At 67.7% G+C, this 24,284-nt stretch carries 23 protein-coding genes and 1 CRISPR repeat array; of the genes, 13 read left to right on the forward strand and 10 right to left on the reverse strand.

All coding sequences use genetic code 11. The annotated features are described in order from the left end of the window. Window positions 1-10 precede the first annotated feature (10 nt). A CRISPR array of direct repeats spans window positions 11-757; the repeat unit is 37 nt; unit sequence GTTGCAGCCCGCCTTCGGGTGGGCTGAGGATTGAAAC. A 24-nt stretch (window positions 758-781) separates the two neighbouring features. The 3 genes from K7W41_RS22535 to K7W41_RS22545 form a co-directional block, all read right to left on the reverse strand. Next, complete coding sequence (locus K7W41_RS22535; RefSeq protein WP_224612735.1) at window positions 782-1,273, reverse strand: hypothetical protein; 492 nt, start codon at window positions 1,271-1,273, stop codon at window positions 782-784. Window positions 1,274-1,366: 93 nt separating this feature from the next. Next, the gene (locus tag K7W41_RS22540) at window positions 1,367-2,302 is read right to left on the reverse strand and encodes a hypothetical protein (RefSeq protein WP_224612736.1); all 936 of its coding nucleotides are present in this window, start codon (window positions 2,300-2,302) and stop codon (window positions 1,367-1,369) included. Between the two features lie 370 nt (window positions 2,303-2,672). After that, entirely contained in the window at window positions 2,673-2,855 is a 183-nt protein-coding gene (locus tag K7W41_RS22545) for a hypothetical protein (protein WP_224612737.1), read from the reverse strand. A gap of 209 nt (window positions 2,856-3,064) precedes the next feature. On the opposite strand from K7W41_RS22545, the gene K7W41_RS22550 reads away from it, so the two are divergent. Next, window positions 3,065-3,646 carry a YIP1 family protein gene (locus K7W41_RS22550; RefSeq protein WP_224612738.1) on the forward strand — a complete coding sequence of 194 codons (582 nt, stop codon included), beginning with the start codon at window positions 3,065-3,067 and terminating at the stop codon, window positions 3,644-3,646. 558 nt (window positions 3,647-4,204) lie between these two features. On the opposite strand, the gene K7W41_RS23845 is transcribed toward K7W41_RS22550, so the two are convergent. Beyond that, window positions 4,205-4,459, reverse strand: coding sequence for an integrase core domain-containing protein (locus K7W41_RS23845; RefSeq protein WP_224612764.1), 255 nt, complete (start codon window positions 4,457-4,459; stop codon window positions 4,205-4,207). 414 nt (window positions 4,460-4,873) lie between these two features. After that, window positions 4,874-5,875, reverse strand: a complete 1,002-nt coding sequence (locus K7W41_RS22560; protein ID WP_224612739.1) for a PucR family transcriptional regulator — start codon at window positions 5,873-5,875, stop codon at window positions 4,874-4,876. Between the two features lie 198 nt (window positions 5,876-6,073). Between K7W41_RS22560 and K7W41_RS22565 the strand changes: the two genes are divergently transcribed. From K7W41_RS22565 to hpaD, 6 genes are read left to right on the forward strand one after another with little or no spacing between them, the layout of a single operon-like run. Next, window positions 6,074-6,874 (forward strand): fumarylacetoacetate hydrolase family protein, encoded by an 801-nt coding sequence (locus K7W41_RS22565; RefSeq protein WP_224612740.1) that lies wholly within the window; start codon window positions 6,074-6,076, stop codon window positions 6,872-6,874. Between the two features lie 45 nt (window positions 6,875-6,919). Beyond that, the gene (locus K7W41_RS22570) at window positions 6,920-7,690 is read left to right on the forward strand and encodes a hypothetical protein (protein ID WP_224612741.1); all 771 of its coding nucleotides are present in this window, start codon (window positions 6,920-6,922) and stop codon (window positions 7,688-7,690) included. Beyond that, window positions 7,687-9,240 carry a 5-carboxymethyl-2-hydroxymuconate semialdehyde dehydrogenase gene (gene hpaE / locus K7W41_RS22575; RefSeq protein WP_224612742.1) on the forward strand — a complete coding sequence of 518 codons (1,554 nt, stop codon included), beginning with the start codon at window positions 7,687-7,689 and terminating at the stop codon, window positions 9,238-9,240. The genes K7W41_RS22570 and hpaE overlap by 4 nt, the downstream gene beginning before the upstream one ends. Beyond that, window positions 9,237-10,049, forward strand: coding sequence for an NAD-dependent epimerase/dehydratase family protein (locus tag K7W41_RS22580; RefSeq protein WP_224612744.1), 813 nt, complete (start codon window positions 9,237-9,239; stop codon window positions 10,047-10,049). Before hpaE ends, K7W41_RS22580 begins: the two co-directional genes overlap by 4 nt. A 4-nt stretch (window positions 10,050-10,053) precedes the next feature. Then, window positions 10,054-11,547, forward strand: coding sequence for a 4-hydroxyphenylacetate 3-monooxygenase, oxygenase component (hpaB, locus tag K7W41_RS22585; protein WP_224612746.1), 1,494 nt, complete (start codon window positions 10,054-10,056; stop codon window positions 11,545-11,547). Further along, window positions 11,540-12,523 (forward strand): 3,4-dihydroxyphenylacetate 2,3-dioxygenase, encoded by a 984-nt coding sequence (hpaD, locus tag K7W41_RS22590; protein WP_224612748.1) that lies wholly within the window; start codon window positions 11,540-11,542, stop codon window positions 12,521-12,523. The genes hpaB and hpaD overlap by 8 nt, the downstream gene beginning before the upstream one ends. 149 nt (window positions 12,524-12,672) lie before the next feature. On the opposite strand, the gene K7W41_RS22595 is transcribed toward hpaD, so the two are convergent. Continuing rightward, window positions 12,673-13,725 carry a hypothetical protein gene (locus tag K7W41_RS22595; RefSeq protein ID WP_224612750.1) on the reverse strand — a complete coding sequence of 351 codons (1,053 nt, stop codon included), beginning with the start codon at window positions 13,723-13,725 and terminating at the stop codon, window positions 12,673-12,675. Window positions 13,726-13,919: 194 nt separating this feature from the next. On the opposite strand from K7W41_RS22595, the gene hpaH reads away from it, so the two are divergent. Together hpaH and hpaI are read left to right on the forward strand one after the other, a co-directional pair. Beyond that, window positions 13,920-14,768, forward strand: a complete 849-nt coding sequence (hpaH, locus tag K7W41_RS22600; protein ID WP_224612752.1) for a 2-oxo-hept-4-ene-1,7-dioate hydratase — start codon at window positions 13,920-13,922, stop codon at window positions 14,766-14,768. Then, on the forward strand, window positions 14,761-15,522 hold the full coding sequence (gene hpaI / locus K7W41_RS22605) for a 4-hydroxy-2-oxoheptanedioate aldolase (protein WP_224612754.1): 762 nt from the start codon (window positions 14,761-14,763) through the stop codon (window positions 15,520-15,522). The genes hpaH and hpaI overlap by 8 nt, the downstream gene beginning before the upstream one ends. Window positions 15,523-15,698: 176 nt before the next feature. Here the strand turns inward: hpaI and K7W41_RS22610 are convergent, their stop codons facing one another. The 3 genes from K7W41_RS22610 to K7W41_RS22620 form a co-directional block, all read right to left on the reverse strand. Then, window positions 15,699-16,430, reverse strand: a complete 732-nt coding sequence (locus K7W41_RS22610) for a CHAD domain-containing protein (RefSeq protein ID WP_224612756.1) — start codon at window positions 16,428-16,430, stop codon at window positions 15,699-15,701. A gap of 221 nt (window positions 16,431-16,651) precedes the next feature. Further along, window positions 16,652-17,974: a hypothetical protein gene (locus tag K7W41_RS22615; RefSeq protein WP_224612757.1), complete on the reverse strand. Its 1,323-nt coding sequence runs from the start codon at window positions 17,972-17,974 to the stop codon at window positions 16,652-16,654. Between the two features lie 261 nt (window positions 17,975-18,235). Beyond that, window positions 18,236-18,715, reverse strand: coding sequence for a DUF2243 domain-containing protein (locus K7W41_RS22620; RefSeq protein ID WP_224612758.1), 480 nt, complete (start codon window positions 18,713-18,715; stop codon window positions 18,236-18,238). 247 nt (window positions 18,716-18,962) lie between these two features. Here K7W41_RS22620 and K7W41_RS22625 point away from each other — a divergent pair, with 247 nt between their 5' ends. The 3 genes from K7W41_RS22625 (at window position 18,963) to K7W41_RS22635 (ending at window position 22,656) form a co-directional block, all read left to right on the forward strand. Then, window positions 18,963-20,381, forward strand: coding sequence for a TldD/PmbA family protein (locus tag K7W41_RS22625; RefSeq protein WP_224612759.1), 1,419 nt, complete (start codon window positions 18,963-18,965; stop codon window positions 20,379-20,381). Continuing rightward, window positions 20,378-21,751: a TldD/PmbA family protein gene (locus K7W41_RS22630; RefSeq protein ID WP_224612760.1), complete on the forward strand. Its 1,374-nt coding sequence runs from the start codon at window positions 20,378-20,380 to the stop codon at window positions 21,749-21,751. The genes K7W41_RS22625 and K7W41_RS22630 overlap by 4 nt, the downstream gene beginning before the upstream one ends. Before the next feature lie 218 nt (window positions 21,752-21,969). Then, on the forward strand, window positions 21,970-22,656 hold the full coding sequence (locus tag K7W41_RS22635) for an HAD family hydrolase (protein WP_224612761.1): 687 nt from the start codon (window positions 21,970-21,972) through the stop codon (window positions 22,654-22,656). Between the two features lie 32 nt (window positions 22,657-22,688). Here K7W41_RS22635 and K7W41_RS22640 read toward each other — a convergent pair whose 3' ends face one another. Further along, the gene (locus K7W41_RS22640) at window positions 22,689-23,051 is read right to left on the reverse strand and encodes an ArsR/SmtB family transcription factor (protein WP_224612762.1); all 363 of its coding nucleotides are present in this window, start codon (window positions 23,049-23,051) and stop codon (window positions 22,689-22,691) included. A gap of 117 nt (window positions 23,052-23,168) precedes the next feature. Here K7W41_RS22640 and K7W41_RS22645 point away from each other — a divergent pair. Next, window positions 23,169-24,284, forward strand: a 1,116-nt coding sequence (locus tag K7W41_RS22645; protein ID WP_224612763.1) for a S10 family peptidase, incomplete at its 3' end; no start/stop codon positions are given.

Here is a 24,284-nt window from a genome sequence, read left to right on the forward strand (position 1 = left end):
TTATCCAGCCGTTGCAGCCCGCCTTCGGGTGGGCTGAGGATTGAAACCACGACACCACCGAAGAGCAGATGATCAGCGACCGTTGCAGCCCGCCTTCGGGTGGGCTGAGGATTGAAACCACGGTGTCCTTGGTGATGGCAAAGCCAGCGATCTCGTTGCAGCCCGCCTTCGGGTGGGCTGAGGATTGAAACGTGTCCGCATCGGGCTGTCTAACCGGTGCACGGTTGCAGCCCGCCTTCGGGTGGGCTGAGGATTGAAACCCCAGGAATGCCCCAGACTTTGGTGGTGACGTCCTTGTTGCAGCCCGCCTTCGGGTGGGCTGAGGATTGAAACACCCCATGCTGGCCCAGCGGATCTCGTCGCTGGCGTTGCAGCCCGCCTTCGGGTGGGCTGAGGATTGAAACCAGAGCAGTCCCTCTGCGCCACTCCCGCCCCAGGTTGCAGCCCGCCTTCGGGTGGGCTGAGGATTGAAACGCCGGGCCCGCCCGTCTCACCGTGAGCGTCCCCGGTTGCAGCCCGCCTTCGGGTGGGCTGAGGATTGAAACCGCGACGTCCCAGACGCCAGATTCGGACTCGCTGGTTGCAGCCCGCCTTCGGGTGGGCTGAGGATTGAAACACGCCCCCGGCGCCGGTGGTAGCCGTGCAGGTGGGTTGCAGCCCGCCTTCGGGTGGGCTGAGGATTGAAACTGCCAGATCTGCGTGTTTGGCGCGAGGCCATTGGTTGCAGCCTGCCTTCGGGTGGGCTGCGGAACGCCTCATTTGAACGGCACCTCTCTCAGACTCAGAACAGCCCAGCGAAGTGACAGGCATTTCCATGGGCATCCGAGGTCAGGTGGGCGCCGTTAAGGTTGCGCTGCACCTGGACCTGGTTGCCATGCTGGGGCACGGTGATCGCCAGTGGGATCTGTTCCGCTGGATCAAAGTCGAAGTTCGCCCCTGCATGCCGCTCACTCTGATACGACAGTTCCCGGAGCAACGGCCCATTCAGGAACATGATGGTGGACGCGGCCGTCTGATAGAACTCCTGCCAACGTGCCTGGGAAATGGCAATGGCCGCGTTGGCATAGGCAGGGAGGTTGGCCGGCGTGCCGATGTCCAGCACCGCCAGGCCCGCCCACAGGTTGAACGCCGTGTCTATCTGTTGCGGGGTGACCCCCGCCTGCACAAGATAATCATGGAGACTGCCTGCCCCCCGCGCATTGCAGATCAGGTTGTACGCCTCCATATCGGCGGGCCGAACGTGTTTGATCAGAAAATCTGCATTGATACCCATAGGTCCTCCAGGCCGGCAACTGGTCCCGCTGCCGGCCAGGCACTGTTTCCCTGAAGCTCAGTTCGTTGCTCTTCCCCGCTGCCTCAGTGAGCGTTAGGTCTTCACACCTTTCATGCCCGTCATCTTGGAGATCGTGCTGGGATCATTGGCGGTCAGCTGCATAAGGGCGTTGACGATATTCGAGGCGTTGGCCGCCACAATGCCGGCGCTCATCGTGGCCGTGGTGCGGGTCATGGTCACGTCCAATGTGAAGTGGTCCACTGAGGATTTGCCCACGGCCGCCTTCCAGGAGCTCTGATTGAGCTGAAGGTAGATAAACTCCACCCGCATGCTGTTGATCACTGGATTGGAGCCCTCCACCGGCACGAGGTGATAGAAGCTCACAAAGTGGTTCAGGGTCTGGCTCTGGGTCTCGAACGACAGCTTCAGACTCTGCAGGGACTGATTGACCTCGGTCAGGATGCCGTCCAGCTCCGTCATCACGGCGGCCGGCAGCCCCAGCGCGCCGAACATGGCACTGAGCAATTCGAGATGCAGGTCGGCCGAGGTCGTGCTCTTGTTGATGGTCTGGGTGCTGGCCTCGCCCATCGGGAGGTACATGGGAATGGCTTTGACCGTCCCCCCGGTCACCACGTAGTTGCGGGCATTGGCCAGATCAATCACGAACTGGGCGGCCTGCTTGGGATCAGACAGGTCGTAGGGCGCCGGGTGGTTGTTGTACATCACCAGGGCCGTCAGTGTGGCGATATACGAATCGAGCGTCTGTACGTTCTGCACCAGCGCGATGTCGCCTGTGGCTGGCGCGGCCGGCACCGTCACCACGGTGGTGGCGCCGGGCGCCGTGCCCACCCCATTGAGGAGATCGTTTAGGCTGCTGCTGCTGGGTGTGTCGGCCGTGGGCGCCGCCAGGGCGGCGGTGAAGGTCTGCCGCTGCAGGCCACGGTTGACCGTTTCGGCGCGGCCATGAACTTCAGCGGTGTGCCAGAGGTGCTCGGCGGTGGCGGTGGCTTGGGCGAGAGTGGAATTCATAATGGCCTCCTGGATGCCAGCCAGGTGTGGCGCCTGTCCGGGAACAGGGGCCGCTGTGTTGTCGCTGCGCAATCCAGCCGCAGTGTGGGAAACTCAGCGTTACTGGGCCGTTAATGGAAGGGTGTGGAGAACAGCACGCTGAACCAGCAAGGCCATTCAGCGCGGCCCCGCTTCTGCTGAGTGGCCAGTTGGCCCCGTCTTCCCAGCTGGAGCCGGCCGGATCACGCTCCTGTTCTTTGAAGTGATGGCGTCTGATACGGACTGCCGTCCAATTCCGAAACAGTCAGGAAAGGGCTGGATATTCCCCGTTCTAGGCGCGGCCTCCACGTCGGCGGGGGTGGGGCGTGCTGGGCCCAGCGTGGCGTTGCCGTCAACGCCAGCAGTCACGGCGACGCGTGGGGCGCACATGGTGGTGGTCGGAACTGCTGTCGGCCAGCGCGCAAATGTTAGTGACGCCTGCTGCGGCGCGGTCGGCGACCAGGCTGTCGTGGCCTTGCCCCTGCAGGCTCTGGGCGACGCGGGTGGTGGCTTCATTCGCCACCACAGAGGTCATGCTGAACCGCTAGGGGGTGGTGCCCGCACTGGGGTTGGGCACGCGACCGCGACCGCAATGCGGCTGGTGTTGTTGGAGCCCCATGCGGTGAGAAAAGATGGGGCCTGGCCGACCAAACGTTACGCCGTTTCGTTCGCAAAATGTCTCCCTGCCTTCATCCGCTGGGCCGCCCCGGCAACCCAGCGCAGCTGCAGGGCGTACTGTGGGGCATGATCCCCCCGACCCGCACCCCGGTTGACGCCAGCTTCCGTGACATGTTCGCGCAGAGTGCGGCCGTCCTCGCGCAGCCCAGCACCGCCACCTTCGAACGCTTCGAACGTCGCGGCGGCACCCCGCAGGCCTTTACATACGTGCTGCTGGCCGCTGGCATCTCAGCGGTGATTGCGGCGTTCTTCGCCATGTTTCACACTGACGTCACGGTGCTGGGTCAACTGTTCACGCGCCTGATCAGCATTCCTGTGCAGTTCGCGGTCTTCACCGGCGCGGTGTACCTGATTGGCCGCACCTTCTTTCAGGGCACCGGCACCTACCCAGAGGTGGCGTACTCGTTCGCCCTGTTCTTTGTCCCGCTGACTATCGCGGGCACCTTGATAGGCGTTATTCCCCTGTTGGGCTGGCTGATCAGTGCCCTGATCTCCCTGGTGATGGTCTACTTCGGGTTTCTGGCGGTGCGCTCCAGCATGAACATGCGTGACGCGGCCGGCGCAGCAATCACACTGGTCCTTGCGGGGCTGGCGCACTGGGTGGTGGGCGGCCTGCTGCTCCTCGTGCTGCTCGCGCCGTTCCGTTGAGGACTGCAGGGGCGCCGGGGCCATCCCATGCGCCGTGGCAGACGGGCCACTCCTGGGGAACAGTTCCAGAAGTGGCCTACTTGCTTCAGGAGGTCAGGGGAACAGGGGTGCGGACGGTGACCACATCAACCCGAAGCTGCCGTGCCATGGAGACTGAACCTCATCTGTACACCTCAAAACCGTTGATGGTCCATCCACTCAGTTTCGGCAGGGCGCACATTCGAGGAGCATCGCTGCAGATCAACGGTACGGACAGGTTCAGCAGTCTGCAGAGAACAGCCTGACCACCACGCTGTTTTTCTCCTTCCCCCTCGTGGCGGACTCGCAGAGCGGCGAAGCGGGAGGGGGGCAGCGAGTCAAGCGGCCCAGGCGACCTTTCTTCCCTGGGTCACTTGCCACGCTTGAACACTGTTCAATCCATTGTCAGATGACGTTCATCCCCTGTTCGGTCCGCCCCGACTGGGTGCAGCGTGCTTCAGCCGGCCAGTTGGCGAGTGAACTTGTGTGGCGTGAAGTTTCGGGCGGCCTGTGCGGCGGCACACCGTTGCCGTTCCGATGTCAGATCGCCAAGCTGAGCTTTGCTTGCGGCACCCTTGGGAATGGGTGGACGTTCAGGAATTCGTCCCGCATCCGGCCGTTGCCGCGTTCACTGGAGGCGTTCTGGACGGACGTTCCAGGTCCGATAAGCTGACAGGCAATGCCCTGGGCGCATGCCCACTGGTTCAGTCCCCTTCTCGTGAACGCTGGCCTGTGATCGATCCGTGGTCCCCGGGGCCTGCCACGTTCCTGAACTGCGTCTGCGAGCAGGCCCATCAGCCGGGGATTGACGTTGCCATAGAGCGGAGCACCCACGCCCGGGTGCCGTCGTCCACGAGGTTCAGGACCGGCGGCGCTGCACTCTTCAGACGCAGGTTCACGGATCAGTGGCTCGCGCACGCACCGGTGCGGCGTAACCCTGGCGGGGAGTGCCGCCCGCTCTCGGGTGGATTACAGCTTGAGACAATGCCAGCAGAACCCTGCAAACCCCGAAGCCCATGCGCACAGACCGTCACTGGTCAAGCGGCGATTGAAGCCCCGCAGCATCAACACGGCCCTTCCTCCTCCATATGCCTGACCACCTTCACAGATTTTTGCTGCTCTGGTGGCGTTCCCACGCCTCCCAGCACCCTCGACCCCTGAGCCAAACAGATCTGCTCGTCATGTGACGAGCAAACGGCCTTCACCTCTTTACGCCTTGTCACCCGCGAAAGCCAGGTAGAGGCGGCCCAGCAGAGCCGGGTGACTTAAGGGTTGTCCCAGCACCTCTTCGGCCCTCTTCAAGCGGGCGCGGATCGTGTTGACGTGTACACCCTCCGCCTGTGCCAGCTCGGCCAGGCTGCCAGGATGGTGAAGGTAGTGTCGCAGCGTGCGCTCAACGCGCCCGCCATCCTTCAGAGCGGCCAGTTGGGTCATCAGCTGCGTGTGCAGCGTGGCGAGCGCACCGCTGTCTATCAGGTCATGAAGAGGGTCAGTCTGTTCAAACAGGACGCCGCCGCCTGCCCTGGGCACCGTTCGGAGGGCCTGCTGGGCTTGCCCGAACGCATGGGTGACCCCTGCGCTGTTCGGCGGCTGGTGGCTGCGCGCGCTGATGCCCAGGCGCACGCCCCGGTTCGTGGACGCGGCCAGAGCGCGGTGGAGTTCCTGCGCTTCGCGGCCCAGGTCCAGGCTGCGCCACAGCCACACCGCCCGCCTGCCCTGCACCGTAGAGTGGCCCAGCAGGCGCCGCTGCTGAAAATAGCCCTCGCCCGCGCCGGCCAACACGTCCAGGGCCTGCTCGTCGCTGGGCCCCTCATCGCCAAAGGCGCCCACCGCCAGCGCGAAGGGACCGTCCAGCCCGGGCAAGTGGGCGTCCCGGCCAGCCAGCAACGCGTCCAGCGCGCGCTCGCCCACCCGGCGCCGCGCCGCCCCCGCCGCTGCCGCTTGCAACCGGGCCAGCAGCGCATACGCCTGCAACACCGGCACAAAGGCCGCCCACGCCGGGTCAAAAGCTGTGACCAGCAGGCCCACATGCCGCCCCCCATGCTCCAGGCGCACCGCCACCTGGGGCCCTGCGGCCCGCCCCGCACTGGCCACCACGTCGCCCCAGCTGGCGCGCAGTTCGGCGTATCCGCCGGTGAGGCGCGCGGCCTCCTGCATCAGGGCCTCTTCTGGGTGGGGATCGGCCAGGGCCGCCTGCAGCCTGTCCAGCACGGCTGCACTCTGCGGGGGGCTGGTCGGCAGCAGGGTGTGAGGGGCTGTTTGCCGGGGACCAGGGTTCACTGTTCCAACCTACACCTCGCAGCGCCCAGGTTGTGGCTTTGCACAACACGCTCAGCCCCTGGCCCGTCTATGCTGGCCTGAAATCCATGTTCATTGGCTGCCGCGCGCAGCACCCACAGGAGTTTGCCCGTGAAATACGCCCGTTTCATTGCCGGGGGCCGCAGCCTGAACGGCCACCTCCACCAAGGTCAGCTGGTTGACGCCGCTGGTGTGGCCCACGATCCCGCGCAGGTGCAGTTCCGTCTGCCGGTGGACCCGCCCAAGGTCATTGCGCTGGCCCTGAACTACAACGACCACGCCGGGGAACTGGGCCTGACCCAGCCCAAGGAACCTGCCCTGTTCTGGAAGCCGAACACCACGCTGCTGCCCCACGGCGGCACGGTCATCTACCCGCGCGGCGCGCAGTTCATGCACTACGAGGTGGAACTGGGCGTGATCATGGGCCGCGACGCCCGCCGCGTGAAGGCCAAGGACGCGCTGGACTACGTGGGCGGCTACACCATTGGCAACGACCTTGTGGTGCGCGACTACGTGACGAACACCTTCCGCCCGCCCCTGCGCGGCAAGGGCTGGGACACCTTCGGGCCCCTGGGGCCGTACTACGTGACCGCCGACGAGATTGCCGATCCCCACAACCTGCGCCTGACCGCCCATGTGAACGGCGAACTGCGGCAGGAAGGCAGCACGCGCGACATGATCTTCTCGATTCCCGAACTGATCGAGCACATTTCGCGCTTCATGACCCTGCAAAAAGACGACGTGATCCTGACGGGCACACCCAAGGGCATCTCCCACGTTCACCCCGGCGACGTGATGACGCTGGAGGTCGAGGGCCTGGGTGTGCTGCAAAACGACATTCAGATGGAAGACGACCTCGCCGAGCCCATCACCGGGCAGGAAAGCAAGGAAGGCGAGTGGGACGGGCGCTGAGCGCCTGACCATCCCCGCCTTACGCCGCCGGAGGAGACTCGCCCCATGCCCCGATTGCTGCTCAGTTTGCTGGCCGCCCTGACCGTCACGGCGTCGGCCCAGGGCCCCCGTTTTGAGATGCGCTCCTTCGTGAACATAGGCGGCACCATGCGCCCGGCCTTCGCCTGGTGTGACGCGCCGGGAGCGGTGGTGGCTCTGGGCCCCTGGTCAGGCGCTGCGGGCGCCGCAGCGCCCCTGGTTTCCTGGACCAAGACGCGTGCTGGCCTGGGTGCCCCCTTCCGCGTTGACGCCGTGGTGGGTGAGGCAGACACGGGGGCGGGGCAGGTGCACTATCCCCTGCGCTGGCGCAACGGCGCCGCCTGGGTGCCCGGCGACCTGCACCTGAGCAATGTGGAAAATGTGCTGGACCCCGCTTACCGCATGACGCGCGTGAACGCCTTCACCCTGAGCGACGTGGCCCACCCCTGCCGCTACGTGCCTCAGGCGGCTTTCCTGGGGGTCACGGGCAAGCGTACGGTGATCGTGTGGGAAAGCGGCGGTCAGGCCACCTATGCCACCCGCAACTTCGATGGCACACCGGGCGTGCTGGTGAGGGGCGGCGTCTCTCCGGCTGACCTTCGCTTGCGCAGTCCACAGGGGTTCACAGGCCTCTACACCTGGCAGGCGCCCGGCGGCGTCACCTATCACCTGAACCTGCGCCGCAATGAACTCACGGCGCAGCGCGGAGACCGTCTCCTGCTGCGAGAGCACTTCCTGGCTTACTCGATCTCAAATCCGGTGCCCCCAAACGTGACCCCCACCAAGGAGCAACCATGACCCAGACCCTCAGTCCCAACCACGCCCTGGCCGCGCAACTGCGCGAGAGCCGCTTGAAAGGCGGCCTCAAACACTGGATCGGCGGCCAGTGGGTAGACGCCCAGAGCGGCCAGACCTTTGAGGCGCACTCGCCCGTCGATAACCGTCTGCTCACCACCGTCGCCAGCGGGGACGCCGCCGACATTGACCGGGCCGCCCGCGCCGCCCACGACGCCTTCCAGACCTGGAAGGAGGTGGGCGGGGCCGAGCGGCGCAAGATTCTGCACCGCATTGCCGATCTGATCGAGCAACGCGCGCAGGACATTGCTGTGCTGGAAAGCCTGGACACCGGGCAGGCCATTCGCTTCATGAAGTCGGCGGCCACGCGCGGCGCTGAGAACTTCCGCTTCTACGCCGACCGCGCGCCCGGGGCGCAGGACGGCCAGAGCCTACCGGCACCCGGGTTTATCAACTACACCCTGCGCCAGCCCATCGGCCCGGTCGGCGTGATTACCCCGTGGAACACGCCCTTCATGCTGTCCACCTGGAAAATTGCCCCGGCGCTGGCCGCTGGCTGCACGGTGGTCCACAAGCCCGCCGAGTGGAGTCCGGTGACTGCCACCCTACTGGCCGAAATCATGGACGAGGCCGGGCTGCCTAAGGGGGTGCACAACCTCGTGCACGGTTACGGCGAGAGCGCCGGCAAGGCCCTGACCGAACACCCACTGATTCACGCCATTGCCTTCGTGGGCGAAACCACCACCGGCAGTCACATCATGCGCCAGGGGGCCGCGACCCTCAAGCGCGTGCACTTCGAGCTGGGCGGCAAGAACCCGGTCGTGGTGTTCGACGACGCCGACCTCGACAAGGCCCTGGACGCCGTGGTGTTCATGATCTACAGCCTGAACGGTGAGCGCTGCACCAGCTCCAGCCGCGTCCTGATTCAGGACGGCATCTACGACGAATTCACCGCCCGCATTGCCGAGCGCGCGCGCAACATTCGCGTGGGCGACCCCCTGGACCCCGACACCGAGGTGGGCCCGCTGGTGCACCCCCGCCACTTTGACAAGGTGATGTCGTACTTCGGCACGGCGCGCGACGAGGGCGCGACCATTGCGGCGGGCGGCGAGCGCGTGGGCCAGGAAGGCAATTTCGTGACGCCCACCCTCTTCACAGGCGCGCGCAACGACATGCGCATTGCCCAGGAGGAAATCTTTGGCCCCGTGCTGACGGCCATTCCCTTCAAAGATGAAGCCGAGGCCCTGAGCCTCGCCAACGACGTGCGCTACGGCCTGGCCGGCTACCTGTGGACCAACGATCTGACGCGTGCCCACCGCTTCGCCCAGGGCCTGGAGGCGGGGATGATCTGGGTCAACAGCGAGAACGTGCGCCACCTGCCCACGCCCTTTGGTGGCGTGAAAAACAGCGGGATTGGCCGCGACGGCGGCGACTACTCCTTCGAGTTCTACATGGAGACGAAGAACATCGCCATCTCGCTAGGCACGCACAAGACGGCGAAGTTGGGGGTCTCGGCACCGCCCAAACTCGATCCCAGCGTGGTCGAAGGATGACCACCATCCTCATCACCGGGGCCGCTGGCGAAGTCGGCACCGCCCTGCGCCAGCAGCTGCGCGACTTTCTGCCCGCTGGCGAGTACACCCTGCGCCTTTCGGACCACCGCGACCTGGGGGAGACGGCGCCGGGCGAGGAACTGGCCCCCGCCGACCTCACCGACATGGCCCAGGTGCAGGCCGCCATGCAGGGCGTGGACGCCGTGATTCACCTGGGCGGCATTGCCAACGAGCACACTTACGAGCGCATCCGCGACGTGAACATGGACGGCACCTACCATGTGCTGGAAGCCGCGCGGCAGGTCGGCGTACAACGCGTGGCCTTTGCGTCCAGCATTCACACCGTGGGCTTTTATCCCCGCGAGCCGATTGGACCGGACGTACCGGTGCGGCCCGACACCTACTACGGGGTCAGCAAGGTCTTCGGAGAAGCGCTGGGCCGCATGTACGTGGACCGCTTCGGCCTGGAGTTCGTCAGCGTGCGCATCTGCTCCTTCCAGCCGCAGCCCAGGGACGCCCGGCACCTGTCCACCTGGCTCTCGCCGCGCGACGCCGCGCAGCTGTTCGCGCGGGCCGTCACCGCGCCGGACGTGGGCTTTCTGGTCGTGGCCGGCATCAGCGGCAACACCCGGCGCTGGATGACCCCCGAAGGCTGGGACGTGCTGGGCTACGAGCCCCAGGACGACGCCGAAGACTACGCGCCGCAGGTCGAGCACCTGCACGGTGACCCCAGCGACATCACCGAGCAGCGGCAGGGCGGCATTTTTGTGGATTCCACCTACACCGGCCTCGCCGGAAAGGAAGGGTAAACGTATGGGCGCTATCACTGGCCAGGAGTTTTTAGACCGTCTGCGGCAGAACCCGCCGACCCTGTACATTGACGGGCAGCGGGTCACCGACCCCACCACCCACCCCGCCACCCGCAACATGGCCCACAGCCTTGCGGGGCTGTATGACCTGCAGCACCAGCCCGAGCTGCGTGACCTGCTCACCTTCGAGGAGAACGGCCAGCGCTACGCCACCTCGTTCATGGTGCCGCGCACGAAAGAGGATCTGGCGAAAATTGGCGAAGCCCACCGCGTGCGGGCCAACTATGCCCTGGGCTTTCTGGGCCGCGCGCCGGACTACATGAACGCGAACGTGATGGCCGCCGGTGTGGGCGCCGACTACTTCGGGGCGTGCAGCGCCAGCGTGAAGGGCGACCCCAGGCGCGACTTCGCCGCCAACATGCGCCGCTACTTTGAGTTCGTGCGCGAGAACGACCTGTGCCTGACCCACGCGCTCACCAACCCGCAGGTGAACCGCGCCAAGCAGGCCAGCGAGATGCCCGACCCCTACATCGCGCTGGGTGTGGTGGAGGAAACCGAGGAAGGCGTGATTGTGCGCGGCGCGCGCATGATGGCCACGCTGCCCATTGCCGACGAGATTCTGGTGTTTCCCAGCACGGTGTTGAAGGAAAACGCCGACAAGAGCAAGTACGCGATGGGCTTTGCGCTGCCCTGCAACGCCCCGGGCCTGTCGTTCCAGTGCCGCGAGCCCTTTGACCTTGGCCGCGACCCCGAAGACCACCCACTGGGCAGCCGCTTTGACGAGCAGGACGCCTTCGTGATCTTTGACGACGTGCTGGTGCCCTGGGAGCGCGTGTTCCTGCTGTACGACGTGGAACTGGCGAACAAGGCGTATGCCGGCACCGACGCCGTGCTGCACATGGCCTATCAGGTGGTGAACCTGAAGGTCGCCAAGACCGAAGCCTTCCTGGGTACCGCGCAGGCCATCGTGAACGCGATTGGCTCCGGGCAGTTCCAGCATGTGCAGAGCAAGGTCGCGGAAATCATCGTGACGCTGGAGATCATGAAGGCGCTGGAGGTGGCGGCGGTGGCCGGCGCCCAGCCCAACGGGTACGGCGTGATGACCCCCGCCCGTGGCCCGCTGGACGCCGCGCGCAACTACTACCCGGCGGTGTACGCCCGTCTGCCCGAACTGCTGCAGTTGCTGGGCGCGAGCGGCATCATCATGATGCCCAGCAAGGCCGACCGCGAGGGCCCGCTGGGCCCGCAGATTCAGAAGTACCTGCAGGCCGGGGCCGCCAGCGCCGACGAGCGCCTCAAACTCTTCCGCCTCGCCTGGGACATGTCCATGAGCAGCTTTGGCGGGCGTCAGAGCCTGTACGAGAAGTTCTTTTTCGGCGACCCGGTGCGCATGCACTCCGCGCTGTACGAGGTCTACAACAAGCAGCCCTACGTGGAGCGTATTCAGGCGTTCCTGAACCAGGCCGGCGCGCCCCAGGCGGTGGCCGCCGATGACTGACCTCTCCCCCCTTCGCCCCAATGTGGTCCGTATTGCCCACGCGGTGCTGACCGTACGCAGCCTGGAAGCCAGCCGCGAATTCTACGTGGACCTGCTGGGCATGAACGTGCTGCACGAGGAACCCGGGGCCCTGTACCTGCGCGGCGTGGAAGACCGTGAATGGACCCTGAAACTGGTGCAGGAGGACCACGCCCGCGTGCGTCACCTCGCCTACCGGGTGGCCGGCGAGGCCGACCTGGACGCCCTGGTGGCGCTGGCCGAGCGCCAGGGCCTGCCGTACCGCTGGGAAGAGGAACTGGACCGCCCGCGCCTGCTGCGGCTGCAGGACCCCTTTGGCATTCCGGTGGCCTTTTACCACGAAAGCCAGAAGCACCGCTGGCTGCTGCAGGACTACCACCTGCACCGGGGCCCGGGGCTGCAGCGCGTGGACCATGTGAACGTCATGGTGCCGGACGTGGAGCGCACCATGCGCTGGTACATGGACGAACTGGGCTTCCGCCTGTCGGAGTACACGGTGGACGAGCAGGAGCGCTACTGGGCCGCCTGGATTCAGCGCCGGGGTGGCGTGCACGACCTCGCCCTGACGAACGGCGCGGGCCCCCGGCTGCACCACTGGGCCTACTGGATGCCCGACATCACCGCCATTGTGCGCACCTGCGACATTCTGGCCGGCGCGCGCCAGCCCGAGCGCATTGAGCGCGGCCCAGGGCGCCACGGCGTGTCTAACGCCTTTTTCCTGTATATCCGCGACCCGGACGGCCACCGCATTGAGCTGTACACCAGCGACTACGTGACCGTGGACCCGGATTTCGAGCCCATCCGCTGGCTGCGTGACGACCCGCGCCGCCAGACCCTGTGGGGCGCCAAGACGCCGCGCAGCTGGTTTGAGGAGGCCTCGGACATGGAAGCCTTTGACGGCGGTGTGGTGCCGGCCGTGGCGGGCGACCTGACGGGCATTCCGGTGCATGTGATCTGAGGATGGGCCGAGTGCGCGGCGCGGCGGCGGGTGGGGTGAAAGCCGCCTGTCACCGCGCCGCGCCTCTATTCCAGCCGCTGTCCGTATCGGAGACTCATCCCGTTCGCCCCAGGGCCATTGAGGCTGTCTGCACTCAATGGCCTTTGCCCTCACTTCGGTTTCAGGATCACCGTTCGCACCGCCCTTTGCCCGTTCTGGATCGCCTGGGCCAGTACCCAGCCCTGGTCGTTCAGGGCGTAGGTCCCCTGGATGCGCCAGCCTTCCACCCGAATAGGGCGGTAGGTGCGCGTGGCGTGGGTGTAGATGAACTGATCGTCCAGATAGCCCACCAGCGCCTGCCCCTTCTCGTTCAGGTCCTGCGCAAACACGGCGTCGGTGCCAGCGGGGCGCTGCACCTGGGCGGGCTGCGCCGCATTCGCCGGCCACACGTAGAGCGTGGCGCCGTCGCCGGCCACGTCCTCGCCCAGAATCAGCCCGGCCTCGTTGATGAACTGGGGCTGCCACACCTTCCTGTCCACGTTGTACAGGCCTTCTGGGCGCTGCACGGCGCTGTCGGCCACCACCTGGCCGGCACGGTTCACGTCGTGGGCACCGCTCACCGGCAGGGGCTGGACAGCGCCTGTCGCCGCCTGCCACAGGTAGCTTTCTCCTGTATTCAGGTCGCTCGCCACCGCCGTCAGGTCAGGCGCGCAGTTCTGAATGAAAATGTTGGGGTCAGGGAGAGGCAGGGGGGTCAACCGGCCTCCGCTGAAGAAGAGGGGGAGCTGCTCGGAAAAGGTGTTCAGCACGAAGCGCCCATCGTCCGCCAGGCAGGTCCGGCCAACCGAGGAGGCCAGCTCGCCCGTTTTGAAGCTGGCGGGCAGGGGCAGGGCCCGGGGCGTTCCTCCGGTCCACAGGTGCAGCACGTCGGTGTCGTCGGCGCGGGCCTGGGCGCCCGGGTGCGCCACGAACAGGACGTGGCCTTTGTTGTTCAGGGCCAGGGCGAAGGCGTGCCGAAAACCGGCGGGCAGCGGCACCGCCTGCACCGTGAACGTGGCGCCGCTGCCCGGCGCAGTGCTGGCTTTCACGGTTTGGGGCCGGGGCGTGGGCATCGCTCCCGGCTGGGCCGCCCCCAGTGCGGCGCCCAGCAGGGCCGAGCCGAGCATCGCCAGCCGCAGGCGGGCAGGCGGAGTGGAAAGGGGCCGGCGCAGGTGGGGCGACATGCCTCTACCCTAGGCAGCGGGCGGGACAGCTGGGGGGACAGTTCCGCCCCCGGCCCGTGATCGAGGCGGATTCTCGCCGTGACGCCCACCTTTGAGCCGAGCCGTTGATGCCCTACCTGAACGCCCGCATTCCCACCTCCCCGCTTCACTTCATTCGTTCTCATAACTGATGGACCCACACCCAAGGAGCACCAATGACACCCGATCAGCGCTGTATTCCCGACGACCAGCTGGCCCTTCTGGCGCAGGAACTGGAGGCCGCCGAAGCCAGCGGCTCTCCCCTGCCGCCCTTCAGCGAGCGCTTTCCCGGCATGACCATTGCCGACGCCTACGCCGTGCAGCGCGCCTGGGTGGCGCACAAGGTGGCGAACGGGCGCCGCGTGACCGGCCACAAGATTGGCCTGACCTCGCGCGCCATGCAGATGGCCTCGCAGATCACCGAGCCCGATTACGGCGCCCTGCTGGACGACATGTTTTTCGAGCCCAACGGGGATATTCCCCTGTCGCGCTTTGTGGCGCCCAAGGTCGAGGTGGAACTGGCGTTTCTCCTCAAGAGCGATCTGGAAGGCCCAAACGTCACCGTGTTCGATGTGCTGCGCGCCACCGAGTACGTGACCCCCGCCGCCGAGATCATTGACGCGCGCATTCAGCGGGTCAGCCGCGTCACCGGCAAGCCCCGGAAGGTCACCGACACGATCAGCGACAACGCCGCCAATGCGGGCGTGATCGTGGGGGGCCGCGCCATGCGCCCCGACGACCTGGACCTGCGCTGGGCCGCCGCCCTGTGCATTCGCAACGGCGTCATTGAGGAAACCGGGGTAGCGGCGGGTGTGCTGGGGCACCCGGCGGCGGGCATTGCGTGGCTGGCCCAGCGGCTGGCCCCCCACGGCGAGGGCCTGAAAGCCGGCGAGCTGGTGCTGGCCGGTTCCTTTACCCGCCCAGTGGACATTGCCAGCGGCGACGTGTTCACCTTCGACTATGGCCCGCTGGGAAGCTTTTCCTGCCGTTTTGCTGGCGAAGCGCGGGGGCAGGCCCATGCCTGAGAACGCCTTCAAGACGGCCCTGGTGCGCGGTGACCGCCTCATTGGGCTGTGGCTGGCCCTGGCTGATCCCTACAGCGCCGAGCTGTGTGCCGGGGCGGGCTTCGACTGGCTGCTGATTGACGGCGAACACGCCCCCAATGACGTGCGTTCCACCCTGGCGGGCTTGCAGGCGGTGGCGCCCTACCCCACCCACGCCCTGGTGCGCCCGCCCATTGGCAGCGCCGTGCTGATCAAGCAGCTGCTGGACATTGGCGCCCAGACGCTGGTGGTGCCGATGGTAGACACCGCCGAGCAGGCCCGCGATCTGGTGGCCGCCACCCGCTACCCGCCGCGCGGCGTGCGGGGTGTGGGCGCGGCTCTGGCGCGCGCCAGTCGCTTTGGCCGCGACGCCGCTTACCTGAGGGCCGCCGATGAAGGCGTGTGCCTGATTGTGCAGGTGGAATCAGCGGCAGGGCTGGCGGCGCTGGACGAGATTGCGGCGGTGGACGGGGTGAATGGCGTGTTCATTGGCCCGGCTGATCTGGCGGCCAGCCTGGGGCACCTGGGGCAGCCCGGTCACCCAGAGGTGCAGGTGGCGATCCAGCAGGCCGCCATTCGCATTCGCGCGGCCGGGAAGGCGGCGGGCATCCTCTCCACCGACGAGGCGGTGGCGCGCACCTACCTGGAGTGGGGCTACACCTTCGTGGCTGTGGGGACTGACGTAACCCTGCTGTCGCGGGCGTCCTCGGCGCTGGCGAGCCGCTTCAAGGCCTGAAGTTGAAACTGCTCGTCACATGACGAGCAAAACCAAGTGCAGGGGTAAGCGCGTTTCTGGCTCCCCTGCACTTCGCTGTTTTCGAGGTTGTTGTGAGGCTCGCCAGCCCTTTGAGTGCCGCTGCTGCTCCACACTGTTCTGAAGGCTTCCTGCCCCAACGACACCCGCTTTGCGCCTTACTCGTCGCAGCTTTTCTCTTGCTGTTCCAGATACGCTTTCAGCGCAGGCCAGAGGTCACGCACGCGGGCCTGGGCGTGGTGCTGGGCTTCCGCTTCACGGCGCAGCAGGGCCTCGCGGTACTGGGGCACCCAGTCTTCTTCCGTCAGGATCGTCTGGGCCACCTGGGCGTCTTGCAGGCGGCCCAGCTGCTCCAGCACGGCCAGCAGGGCCTCCGGCGCGTCGCCCATCAGTTCGGCGGTGTAGCGGTAACGTTTCAGGTGTTTGCGCCACTCGTGCCAGGGGTCTGTGCTGGGGCTCTGGAACACCTGCTCGGCCTCGCGCAGCAGTTCGTGGGCGTCGCTGCACAGGGTTTCTTTCACCCTCGCCTTCCACGATTTGGGGCGTTTGACGGCCGGGGGCAGGTCGGGCAGGGCGACCTCGGCCTGGGTGCGGGCCCGGCGCTCGGCCCAGGCCTGCTCAAAGTCGCTCAGGGCCTGGGGCGGAACCTCCAGTTCCCTCAACGCCTGCAAGAGGTGCTGACCCACGGCGTCCCGGTCTCGCACGGGGGCCACGGCCCGGCGCAGGTCACGCCACGCCCGCTTGGTTCGCTTGGGGGCGCTGGCAATGCGCAGTTGCGCCTGCACCTTTCGCGTCAGCTTGCGCGCTTCGTGAATGGCTTTGGGGTCGCCCTGCTGCAGGTCAGGCCAGAGCTGGTCCAGGGTCTTGACGGTCTTTTCAAAGCGGTTCATGGCCCGAGGATGCGCGCCGCAGATGGGTGGGCGTGCGCGCCGTGCCTAACGCTCCTTTCATGCACCTGCCGCAGAGCGGGTCGGGGGAGAGGGCATACAGATTCCGGTTGAACAGGTTTTGTCACTGTTCGACCTGAGCAGAGAGCCGAGGGAAGAACGGTTGCCGGGAAAGATCGAATAGGTGCTTCCCCAGTTCGCTCACAGATTGAACGGCAACCGTATCAGTTCGCCCCCAGCTTCACCCGGAAGCTGACAGTGGCCTGCTGGCCGGCGGGTACGTCTACCCGGCGCGCCACCGTCACCTGCTGGCTGGGGGCCGGCTGGCCGTCCACCACCACAAAACGGCCGTACAGCTGTTCGCGCACCTGGGCCTGTACGGAGCGCGCTTTGGTGCTGATCAGGGTGTAGGTGACCTGAAAGGTGGTGCTGAGCACCCGGCCCTCGGCGTTTTTCTCCACGCCCAGCGTCTGAACGCGGCGCACGTACCGCAGTTCGTGGTCGGCGCCCAGGTCCAGGTCAACGGGGCGGCTGGCCTGGGCCGCTGGCAGGGTTACCGTGCCCACCAGAGTGCCGTCTTCGCGAACCGTCAAGGGCCCGGTGGGCAGCGACTGGTCCGGGGTGAATTTGTAGTGCCGGTTGGCCCGGCCGGTGCGCTCCTGGCGGTCAAAGTACGTGCTGATCAGCGCGTACCGCGTAAAGCCCGTGAGGCGCGGCTGCACGAACGGCAGCGTCAGGCTCTCGCCGCGCCCCAGCGTCAGGCCGCCGGGCAGGGCGTAGCGCTGCAGGCCCCGCACCTCGCCCAGACTGGTGACTCCAGCTGAGCCAGGCAGTTGGGGCAGCGGCATCACGGCGGCGGCAGACGTGACGCCTCGGCCGGACTGCTGCTCGTTGCCCAGGCTGTCCGGCGTGGTGCGCACATCGCCCGCGAACAGGTCCACCTGCCGGGCCTCGTAGGTCTCGGTGCCCCGGTTGCGAATCTCGGCCAGGGCGGCCAGCCGGGCCCCGCTGCCCGCCGCGTTCAGTTCGTAGCGGGGCTGCCACGCCAGCGCCTGCGTGCGGTAGCTCAGGGCCCCGGTCACCTGGCCCTCGCCGGCCACCTCCAGCTGCACCGCCACCCCACCGGCCAGCGCGTCCAGCGGGGGCAGCGCCGCAAAAGCCAGCTCGCCGGGCGCGGCGGTCAGATACTCGCCCGACGACAGCCGCACCAGCAGGTCGGCGGCGCGCACCAGCACGCCGTCCAGGGGCGCTTGCCCGGCGCGCAGCACCCGCACCGGCTGGCCCTGCTGGGTCGTCAGCCAGTCCAGATCGGTGGGGCGTACCTCCAGCCGCCGCAGGGGCGCGCCCGTAAAGGTCAGGCTGCCCGGCTGAATAAAACTCCAGGCCGCGCGGCTGAAGCGCAGCTGGTGGGTGGCCTGCCCGCCGGTCGCCTGCAGGGTGACGGGCGTGCGCACCTCGGCAAATCCCGGGTACAGGCGCAGGTCAGTAGCCGAGGCGGGCAAGCCCAGCGTCAGCAGCAGGGCCAGGGCGGTCAGTCGGCGCGTCATGGGGTGCATCGTGGCATGAACGGGGCCGGGCGGTGACCGCAGGTGCGGCGCCGCTTGGCCGCCGGTGGGGGAGAGGGTGGACGGTGTCCGAAACATGCTGGAACACCCTTGGCTGCAACACACGAGGCCGCGGCGCAGGGCCAGACCAGGACAAATCTCCGGGAAGCGGACGTCACTGGCGCCAAAGACGATGAGCTTCCAAGACGGCCCTGGTCGGTCAATCGGCCAGCAGTGCGCTGGATCTGGGACACCGCTTCACCTTCAAGCCTGTGGGCGCCGCCGCAGGGCCCCGCCCAGCATCATCATCAGCGCCCCCCAGGCCAGAAAGCCCAGGTCGTAGGCCAGCTGGTGGGGGCCGGGGCGAACGTGGTGAATCTGCAGCAGCTGATGGTCAATCAGGCCCTCGACCACGTTAAAAAGCCCCCAGCCCAGCAGCAGCCCCCCCAGCAGTGCAGAGGTGCGCCGGGGCGCGTGGCCGCCGCGCGTGCCACTCCAGAGCAGCGCTACCCCCAGCACCGTGAAAACCCAGGTGGCCACGTGAAAAAAGCCGTCGGCCAGCGTGTTGAGCTTCAGGTTGTCCAGGGTGGTGGGGGCGTAGACGCTGCTGAGCAGATGGTGCCACTGCAGCAGCTGATGCAGCACGATGCCGTCGAAAAAGCCGCCCAGGCCAATCCCCAGCAGGGTGCTGCCCCAGGTCAGGGCGGGCGGCGCGGCGCGGTCGGAAGGAAGGGATGTGGTCATGGCGCCTCCTGGGCGGGTTCATCGTTCCGTGGGGCACGGCCGCGCCGGGTGAGCGGCGCCTGAAGGGACGGGCATCAAGTTGGAGGGCCACCGCAGCGGGGGAGAGCAACAAGGCGGCGGCTGACCCTCCCCACATGCCCCGGCACCGGGCTCCGTTTTGCGGCATGCTGGGGCCTGTCTGCTTTACAACCCACCCGCCCGGCCAGCCCCACTGGCCCCTCCCCGCACCCTCAGGAGTTGCCCCGGCATGACCATGACCCAGACCCCCTCTTTGCTTGATCCTGGCCTGTGCGCCGACGTGCTGCACCTGGCCGGCAGCGGCGGCGCCGATTTCGCCGAGCTGTTCGTGGAAGACACCCACAACACCGGGTACCGCCTGCACCAGGGCGAGGTGCGCGACGCAGGCGGCGGCAACCTGTTCGGTGCGGGCCTGCGCCTGCTGTACGGCACGCGCGTGGTGTACGCCTACACCAACGATGTCACGCCCACCGGGCTGCGCCAGCTGGCGGGCGATGTGGCCCGCGCCCGCGCCGGGCAGGGCGAGGTGAGCCGCCAGGGTGCGGGCGGGCTGGACTTCCGCCGCCATGACGCGCGCCCGCTGTACGTGGCCCAGCAGCATCCCCTGCACGCCCGCGCGCAGGACAAGCTGGCCCTGATGCGCCGCGCCCACCATGCCGCCGCTGGCGTGGGCGACGTGAAAACCGTGGACGTGAACTACCTCGACCGGGTGCAGCGCGTGCTGATCGCCAACAGTGAGGGGCTGTGGGCCGAGGATGAGCGGGTGTGGACCCGCCTGATGGTGAGCGCCATCGCCCAGGACGGCACGTGGCGCGAGAGCGGCTTTTATGGCCCCGGGGCCGGGCAGGGCCTGGAGTTCTACGACACGGTGACCCCCGAAGCCATCGGTGCCGAGGCCGCCCGGATGGCGGGCGCCATGTTGCGCGCCGGCCACGCGCCCGCCGGCAAGCTGCCGGTCGTCATCGGCAACGAGTTTGGCGGCGTGATTTTCCACGAGGCCTGCGGCCACATCTTGGAAACCACCGCCGTGGAAAAGAACGCCAGCGTGTTTGGCGACAAGCTGGGACAGGCCATCGCCCACCCGTGCGTGAGCGCCACCGACGACGGCACCCTGCCCGGCGCGTGGGGCATGGTGAGCGTGGACGACGAGGGTCTGCCGGGCCAGCGCACGGCCCTGATTGAAAAAGGGGTCCTGACCTCGTTCATGGTGGACCGGGTGGGCGAGCTCAAAACCGGCCACCGCCGCACCGGCAGCGGGCGGCGGCAGAACTACACCTTTGCCCCGGCCAGCCGCATGCGCTCCACCTTTATTGAAGCGGGCCCGCAGACCCCAGAAGAGCTGATCGGGCAGGTGGAGTACGGGCTTTATGCCCGGCGGATGGGCGGCGGCAGCGTGACCCCCGGCACCGGGGAATACAACTTCGCCGTCAGGGAGGCGTACCTCATTCGCGGCGGCGAGCTGGCCGAACCGGTCAAGGGAGCGTCTCTGGTGGGCAATGGCGCGCAGGACCTTCGCAATATCGTGGGCGTGGCGAACGATCTGGCGCTGGGCCAGGGGATGTGCGGCAGCGTCTCGGGCAGCATTCCCACCGATGTGGGCCAGCCCCACATCCTGATCAGCGAGATCACCGTGGGGGGCCGCGCATGACCGGGGCCCTGGACACCACCCAGCTGGGCCTGGACGCCGCCCGGCGCCACCTGCTGGACCGCGCCCGCGAGCAGGGCGTGGCGCTGGAGGTGTACGCCCAGCGCGAGGCCGCCACCGCCATTGAGGCGCACGGCGGCGAGGTCAGTGAGTTCAAGCTGTCCACCCGGCAGGGGGTGGGCCTGCGCGCCCTGGTGGGCGGCGCGTGGGGCGCGGCCTTTACCGAGAACCTCTCGCGCCCCGCGCTGGACCGGGCCCTGGCACGCGCCGTGGAAAACGCCCAGCTGTCGGCCCCTGAACCCGGTGCGGCCCTGATCGCCTGGGGCGAGCCACCCAGCCTGGACCTGTACGGCGAGGGCCTCAGCGGCGTGACCCCCGAGCAAAAGGCGCAGGTGGCCCTCACGCTGGAACAGGCCGCGCGGGCGCACGACCCCCGGGTGGTCAGCGTGCCTTACCTGGGCTATGAAGACAGCCAGACCGAACTGCTGGTGGGCAACACCGAGGGCCTCAGCCGCGAGCAGCGCGCCCTCCACGCCATGACCTACGCCGCGCCGCTGGCGCGCGACGGCGAGGAGAACCGCATGGGCAGCGACTGGCAGTTCACGCGCGAATTCACGGCGCTGGATCCCACCCAGACCGCCCTACGCGCCGCCGAGAAGAGCCTCGCGCTGCTGGGCGCGCGCCCGGCCCCCACCGGCACCTTTCCGGTGGTGATCACGGGCGAGTGCATGGCGCAGTTGCTGGGTCTGTTTGCGCCGATGTTCAGTGGCCGCATGGTGGAAGAAGGCAAAAGCCCGCTGGCGGGGCAGTTGGGCCAGCCGGTGGGCAGCGCCCTGGTCACGCTGGTGGATGACGCCACCTTGCCCCGTGGTATGTCCTCGCGCGCCTTTGACGCCGAGGGGTGCCCCAGCGCCCCACTGACCCTGATGGCCGGGGGAGAGCTGCGCGCCTTTTTTCACAACGCCCAGACTGCGGCGCGCGCCGGGCAGGCCAGCACCGGCCACGCCGCGCGCCAGGGCTACCAAGGCGTGGTGGGGGTGGGGCGCAGCAACCTCTTCCTGCAGCCGGGCCACACCCCCGACGACGAGGTGACATCGGGCGTCACCGGGGTGCTGCTCACGAGCGTCTCGGGGGGACACGCCGGCGCCTCTCCTGTGACCGGCGACTTCAGTCTGCAGGCTGAAGGGTTCTGGCTGCAGGACGGCGTGCGTGCCCACCCGCTGGAGGTTTTCACGGTGGCGGGCACCTTTACCGACCTGCTGGCGCAGATTGAAGCGGTGGGGGAGACCCTGCAGTGGGGCTGGTCTGGCACCGGGGCGCCCACGGTGCGGGTCAAGGGCCTGGCGGTGGCCGGGGGGGCACCCAAGGCCTGACTTTCTGGCAAGGGGCGCCCCCCCGGCCGGCGGCACGGCCTGCGCTCTGGACCCGTTCCCCGGACGCCCGGCCACAGGGCTGCCCACTGGCCGCTCAGGCACAGCGGCGCAGGGAAGACCCCGTTGGCCTGAAGTGGGAAGCTCTTCAGGCCCCCCAGCGCCTCCCCGTCAGGCCCGGGGCTGGGTGCAGCGGCCGGGTGTGGCCTAGCATGGGCCGCATGTTGACCGCGTTCATCAACCCACTGGGCCTGCTGTACGACCCGTCGGGCACCGCCGAGTCTCCTGGGCTGGCCAGCGGCGTGCTGGACCTGCTGCAGGGCGCCACGCTGGTGCCGGTCACGGGGCTGGGCGAGGACGAACTGCTGGCGGTGCCTGCCGCCTTCACCTCGTGGCAGGTGCTGGCCCACGGCGCGGTGGTGCTGACCCCCGAAGGTGAGGAAGACGCCGCGTGGCGCCGCCTGACCCGCGAAGCCCAGGCCGAGGCCGAGGCGGCCCTGACGCTGGGGGCCCAGGCTGCTGGCCACCTGAATGCCCTGGAACAGCTGGGCCTGGAGGTCACGGTGACCGAACGGCACGGGCGGCCCTTGCTGGTGCAGCTGCGCCACCCCTATGGCCTGACCCGGGCGCTGGATCAGGCGCGTGCGGGGCTGCTTGAGTGGCTTCAGGACGCCCCATTTCGCCAGGACCTGCGCCTGACCCGTGACCCGCTGGGCCTGACCCTGCTGCCCAGCAGCATCCGGCCAGAGCGCGCTGTCAACTACCTGCTGTCCCTGTGGTCCGCGCCGGGCTTGACCGTGGGTGTGAGTGCCCTGGCCGATGACCGCCCCTTTCTGGCGCTGTGCGACACGGCCCTGGTGCCTGGGGCCAGCCTGCTGGGCACGCCCGAGCCCGATCCTGAGGAGTGATCAGGCTGGCCCGGGGAGCAGCTTGGCGCCGCCTATTCGCGCGCGTGTTCCAGGGCGTTGCGGATGGTGGTGGTCACGTGGTGATCCAGCAGGCGGTAATACACCACCCGGCCCTCCTTGCGTGAGGTCACCACGCGCCCGGTGCGCAGCAGCCGCAGTTGGTGGCTGACCGCGCTTTCGCTGATGGCCACCACGGCCGCAAGGTCGCACACGCACAGTTCGGTGGTGTGCAGCGCGCTGAGGATTTTCAAGCGGGTGGGGTCCGCGATGAGTTTTAAAAAAGCCGTGGCCTGCTCCACACAGGGGGGCGGGGGCAACTGCTGCCGGGCAAGCGTCACCGCTTCGGGATGCAGGCAGGTGTCTTCACAGACATCGTCTTGAGAGGCGGTGCTCACCCCCCGAGTCTAAGCGCTGTGGCGAGCAGCCACAGCTGAAGACCACTCCCTTCAGGAAGCCCGCACCGCCGCGCATGGGCGCCCCGGCCGCGCTAAAACATCAGGTATGGAGAAGCGATGAGCGGCGAACGGGACAGGGCGCACGACCAGGAGCAGCTGGACGTGGGTGTGCGGCGGCCCGAACGCCCAGGCCAGGAGGACCAGGGCCCACGCGACCACGTGAAGGTCACGCGCCACCGGGTCACCGTGGGTGGCCGTGAGCTGGCCTACACCGCCACCACCGGCACCCTGGTGCTGGCCGAGGAATGCCAGGGCAAAGAAGGGGCCTCCGAGGGGTATCGGCCCCGCGCCCAGATCTTTTTTGTGGCCTACGCCCTGGACGGTGACCACGACCCGCGCCAGCGCCCGGTGACCTTCAGTTTCAACGGTGGGCCCGGCAGCAGTTCGGTGTGGCTGCACCTGGGGCTGCTGGGGCCGCGCCGCGTGGTCATGGGCGATGCAGGCCGGCTCTCTGGCCCCCCCTACGACCTGACCGACAACGACTGTACGCTGCTCGCCCACTCGGATCTGGTGTTTATTGATCCGGTCACGACCGGGTATTCGCGGGTGGTCGAAGGCGAAAAGGCGGGGGAGTACCACGGGTTTCAGAAAGACATTGAGTCGGTGGGGGACTTTATCCGCCTGTGGACCAGCCGCGCCGGGCGGTGGCTGAGCCCCAAGTTCCTGATCGGTGAGAGCTATGGCACGACCCGCGCCGCTGGCCTGAGCGGCTACCTGCAAGAGCGCCACGGCCTGTTTCTGAACGGCATCATGCTGGTCAGCGCCATTCTGGATTTCTCGACGGTGGATTTCACGCCGGGTCACGACCTGCCGTACGTGGTGCACCTGCCCACCGCCGCCGCCACCGCGTGGTACCACGGGCGGCTCAGTGGGGAGCGCGCCCTCTCAGACGTGCTGCGCGACGCCGAAGCATTTGCCGACGGCGAGTACGCCCGCGCCCTGCACGCCGGGGCGCGGCTGGGCGCCGCAGAGCGCCTGCGGGTGGCGCGCCGTTACGCCGAACTGACCGGGTTAAGCCCCGAATTTGTTCTACGCAGCGATCTGCGGGTGACCCTGGCGCGGTTCTGCAAGGAGCTGCTGCGTGACCAGGACCGGACCGTGGGCCGCCTGGACAGCCGCTTTACCGGAATTGACCGCGACAGCGGCGGCGACAGCTTCGAGTATGACCCCAGC

It is taken from the genome of Deinococcus multiflagellatus (assembly GCF_020166415.1).
Lineage (GTDB): Bacteria > Deinococcota > Deinococci > Deinococcales > Deinococcaceae > Deinococcus > Deinococcus multiflagellatus.

What these genes read in the sequence shown, in the direction of transcription:
- K7W41_RS22535 (WP_224612735.1), bottom strand. Translation starts at nt 1,273, where the DNA reads ATGGGTATCAATGCAGATTTTCTGATCAAACACGTTCGGCCCGCCGAT.
- K7W41_RS22540 (WP_224612736.1), bottom strand. Translation starts at nt 2,302, where the DNA reads ATGAATTCCACTCTCGCCCAAGCCACCGCCACCGCCGAGCACCTCTGG.
- K7W41_RS22545 (WP_224612737.1), bottom strand. Translation starts at nt 2,855, where the DNA reads ATGACCTCTGTGGTGGCGAATGAAGCCACCACCCGCGTCGCCCAGAGC.
- K7W41_RS22550 (WP_224612738.1), top strand. Translation starts at nt 3,065, where the DNA reads ATGATCCCCCCGACCCGCACCCCGGTTGACGCCAGCTTCCGTGACATG.
- K7W41_RS23845 (WP_224612764.1), bottom strand. Translation starts at nt 4,459, where the DNA reads ATGGGCCTGCTCGCAGACGCAGTTCAGGAACGTGGCAGGCCCCGGGGA.
- K7W41_RS22570 (WP_224612741.1), top strand. Translation starts at nt 6,920, where the DNA reads ATGCCCCGATTGCTGCTCAGTTTGCTGGCCGCCCTGACCGTCACGGCG.
- hpaE (WP_224612742.1), top strand. Translation starts at nt 7,687, where the DNA reads ATGACCCAGACCCTCAGTCCCAACCACGCCCTGGCCGCGCAACTGCGC.
- K7W41_RS22580 (WP_224612744.1), top strand. Translation starts at nt 9,237, where the DNA reads ATGACCACCATCCTCATCACCGGGGCCGCTGGCGAAGTCGGCACCGCC.
- hpaB (WP_224612746.1), top strand. Translation starts at nt 10,054, where the DNA reads ATGGGCGCTATCACTGGCCAGGAGTTTTTAGACCGTCTGCGGCAGAAC.
- hpaD (WP_224612748.1), top strand. Translation starts at nt 11,540, where the DNA reads ATGACTGACCTCTCCCCCCTTCGCCCCAATGTGGTCCGTATTGCCCAC.
- K7W41_RS22595 (WP_224612750.1), bottom strand. Translation starts at nt 13,725, where the DNA reads ATGTCGCCCCACCTGCGCCGGCCCCTTTCCACTCCGCCTGCCCGCCTG.
- hpaH (WP_224612752.1), top strand. Translation starts at nt 13,920, where the DNA reads ATGACACCCGATCAGCGCTGTATTCCCGACGACCAGCTGGCCCTTCTG.
- hpaI (WP_224612754.1), top strand. Translation starts at nt 14,761, where the DNA reads ATGCCTGAGAACGCCTTCAAGACGGCCCTGGTGCGCGGTGACCGCCTC.
- K7W41_RS22610 (WP_224612756.1), bottom strand. Translation starts at nt 16,430, where the DNA reads ATGAACCGCTTTGAAAAGACCGTCAAGACCCTGGACCAGCTCTGGCCT.
- K7W41_RS22615 (WP_224612757.1), bottom strand. Translation starts at nt 17,974, where the DNA reads ATGACGCGCCGACTGACCGCCCTGGCCCTGCTGCTGACGCTGGGCTTG.
- K7W41_RS22620 (WP_224612758.1), bottom strand. Translation starts at nt 18,715, where the DNA reads ATGACCACATCCCTTCCTTCCGACCGCGCCGCGCCGCCCGCCCTGACC.
- K7W41_RS22625 (WP_224612759.1), top strand. Translation starts at nt 18,963, where the DNA reads ATGACCATGACCCAGACCCCCTCTTTGCTTGATCCTGGCCTGTGCGCC.
- K7W41_RS22630 (WP_224612760.1), top strand. Translation starts at nt 20,378, where the DNA reads ATGACCGGGGCCCTGGACACCACCCAGCTGGGCCTGGACGCCGCCCGG.
- K7W41_RS22635 (WP_224612761.1), top strand. Translation starts at nt 21,970, where the DNA reads ATGTTGACCGCGTTCATCAACCCACTGGGCCTGCTGTACGACCCGTCG.